We start from the raw sequence: 2828 nt of genomic DNA, 5'->3' as shown, positions 1-2828 counted from the left end.
GTGCTTACCTGAATGAATTAATCTTTGCTCGCTAAATAAAAACTGGGATGCTCCCAATAGAAGGCGAATCTCTGGAAGATTGGGAGCAAGATAACCAAGATTTACCGCCAATGCACGTTTATCCCTATGGAATTAGTCGTCACCAGTTAATAGAAGTGATTCAGGGTTTAAATTTACCAGTGGTAGTGACCCGAGATATTGAAGGTGCAGATGCTGTTTTGGTATTACGAACCTACGCCAGAAAACACACCAATTTTCGGCGACTGATGGCAGACAATCCTCTACCTGTTTACACGCTTAAAACTAATACTATCCCAAGAATTAGCCGCGCTCTTCGCTCCTTGTTGGGTATCGATGAACCAGAAACAGGAGATACTTTAATATCTAATCGCAATCATAGCGAATCGGAAATAGAAGCTTTAGAAGAAGCCAGAGTCGCAGTTGAGCAAATTGTTATACCTAACGGACAGCCTGTGGAGTTATTACCACGTTCTGCTGCTATCCGCAAAATGCAACATGAACTGGTAGAACGTTACCGCCTGAATTCTCAGAGCTTGGGTGAAGAGCCTTTTCGTCGGTTGCGGATTTATCCGGCTTTATAACTTTTACGCCATTACGAAACGTAAAAATAGCAGTGTATCCATGATCAAAGACACACAGCAAAAACAGAATATACAAGCCGCATATCAAGGACGGCTGTTAGCGCGACCAGTACAACCTACCTTAGAGCCAACACCACATGGTTTGCAAACATTGGGATTAGATGGCGATCGCGACGCTCTCCTTTACATACCTAAAAGCTACCAAGTAGAACGACCCGCACCATTAGTATTAATGCTGCATGGTGCAGGCGGTAACGCACAGGGTGGTTTATCTCCATTCCTCAACTTTGCCGATTCTCAAGGAATTATTTTATTAGCACCAGCTTCACAGCAAACAACGTGGGATCTGCTGCACGGTGGCTATGGTCCTGATATTGCCTTTATCGACCAAGCTTTAGGTCAAACATTTAGTCACTACGCTATAGATCCTGCACGGATTGCGATCGCAGGTTTCTCTGATGGTGGCTCATATGCTCTAAGTGTTGGTATTACCAATGGTGACTTATTCAGCTATATCATTGCTTTTTCCCCTGGGTTTATGGCTCCAGCTTCACTGCATGGAGATCCAAGCATCTTTGTTTCTCACGGCAAGTGGGACAATGTTTTACCAATCGAACGATGCAGTCGTAAGATTGTACGGCAATTAAAGGAGGGTAACTACGATGTAGTTTATCAAGAATTTAATGGCATACACACTGTTCCTGTAAAGATTGCAAGTTCTGCTCTAGCCTGGTTCGCCGCACCAGAGCAATAAAAAATCACTAAGGTCTGAAAATACGTAGTATCGCTGTATGCAATTCAAAATTAGCTAGTTTCACACCTTTCAATTTTTTGATATGTGGATTTATTTCCGCTATTGTGAACTGGTCTCAAATTTCGAGTCTCCGTTTTTAAGCTTGAATCACAAAATAAATCCCATAAACAAATAGATTTAGTGTTGGGTTAGCTTGCCAGAAGCCTCTTTCAGACTAAGCTCTGGCTCTACCCAATCTACATAATCAAGAGTGGTTAATTATTTAATTTGTGTTGCCAATAAAAGTATTAACAGTCTACTTGCAACCTATTTCTAACTATACATTCTATTAAAAGCTATATAAATTATTAAAATTAGTGTTTTTTTGATAAGATGGTTTAGAATAAAGAATATGATTAATTTGTCAGGTTTATGAAATCGCAGTTCTATTAATTTAATTAAAGAAATTTCAATAAAAATTGACTTGGCAATAAATTATAGCTAACGGCATTGAGCCATCGAATTTAGTCCATATATGAGGCAGTAGACATAATTGGTTTTGCTGTGCAAATATATTACTCCGTCAAATGTTATTAGAGTAAGTTGGCTGCTATTTAAGCCAATCTAACTAGCAGATAGTGTTTTAAAAATCATTATAAAGAATTGAGAGATGTGCTTCTTGCCAGTGTTCCCTAAGAAGAATACTGTAGAAGTGCTAGCTTAGGAACTAGTCCAAACTAAGCCTGCGACTGAGGTAAAAGTTGAAATGCTTGACATTTAAAGCTTTCAGTTTTATAAATGCACAAAATCTTGGACTACTTGAGTTATTTCCCATTCACAGTGAGTTTTTTATGATTAACGGTCCTTTGCGTGAAGCACCTCGTAACCAGCGAGCCACTGTCATTCGTTCAAGTAACGAATTTGTTCTGATAGAATGGCTAAAGGCTAATGGTCGCCTAATAGCGCGTGAAACGCAAGAGTCTGAGTATCTAAATCAAGTAGAAGAAATATCAGAGATGATCGATCTTGATGATCTACCTTACGATCATGATGATGACGACAGTGATATTGACTTAGAAGATTAACGCTCTACAAGTTATCAACAGCAAAATTTATCAAATTAATTAAGAGTCCAGATTTATTCTGGACTCTTAATTAATTTGACAGGAAAAAGTGCGCGTTACATAGATCCGGGATCGATAAAGAATTAACCGCCGATAGAAGAGGATAGGCGCGGCGAAAAGTTGAGCCAGTGCGTTGCGGTGAATCCAGCCCTGTTCGGCGAAGCCGTTCCCAAAGGGTAGGCGGGTTTCCCGCCGTAGGGGACTGGTGAACCCGGAGGGAGGTTCCCTCCGTTGTAGCAACTGGCGTCGGGTTCCCCGGCTTAAAGCAACTGGCGTTACGCGTCCGGGTTTCCCGGCGCAAAACTTATCAAGGACTTAGAGGGTGACAAGGCAACTCTAAGCTATGCAGGACAAAAATTTGAGAAGATA

Annotated in this window: 3 protein-coding genes; all 3 read left to right on the top strand. The window is 40.8% G+C overall.

What is annotated here, in order from left to right:
• Positions 1-47 precede the first annotated feature (47 nt).
• The 3 genes from BV375_RS23150 (at position 48) to BV375_RS23140 (ending at position 2420) form a co-directional block, all read left to right on the top strand.
• Positions 48-602 carry a R3H domain-containing nucleic acid-binding protein gene (locus BV375_RS23150; protein ID WP_086764740.1) on the top strand — a complete coding sequence of 185 codons (555 nt, stop codon included), beginning with the start codon at positions 48-50 and terminating at the stop codon, positions 600-602.
• A 40-nt stretch (positions 603-642) separates the two neighbouring features.
• A complete protein-coding gene (locus tag BV375_RS23145) occupies positions 643-1356 on the top strand; it encodes an alpha/beta hydrolase-fold protein (protein WP_086764738.1) in 714 nt (237 codons plus the stop codon).
• A gap of 830 nt (positions 1357-2186) precedes the next feature.
• Positions 2187-2420 carry a DUF3134 domain-containing protein gene (locus BV375_RS23140; RefSeq protein ID WP_086764743.1) on the top strand — a complete coding sequence of 78 codons (234 nt, stop codon included), beginning with the start codon at positions 2187-2189 and terminating at the stop codon, positions 2418-2420.
• Positions 2421-2828 lie beyond the last annotated feature (408 nt).

This window comes from Nostoc sp. 106C, from assembly GCF_002154725.1.
Taxonomy (GTDB): Bacteria; Cyanobacteriota; Cyanobacteriia; order Cyanobacteriales; family Nostocaceae; genus Aulosira.
The sequence above is the reverse complement of the archived record's forward strand: the minus strand, read 5'-3'. Positions and strand labels throughout refer to the sequence as shown.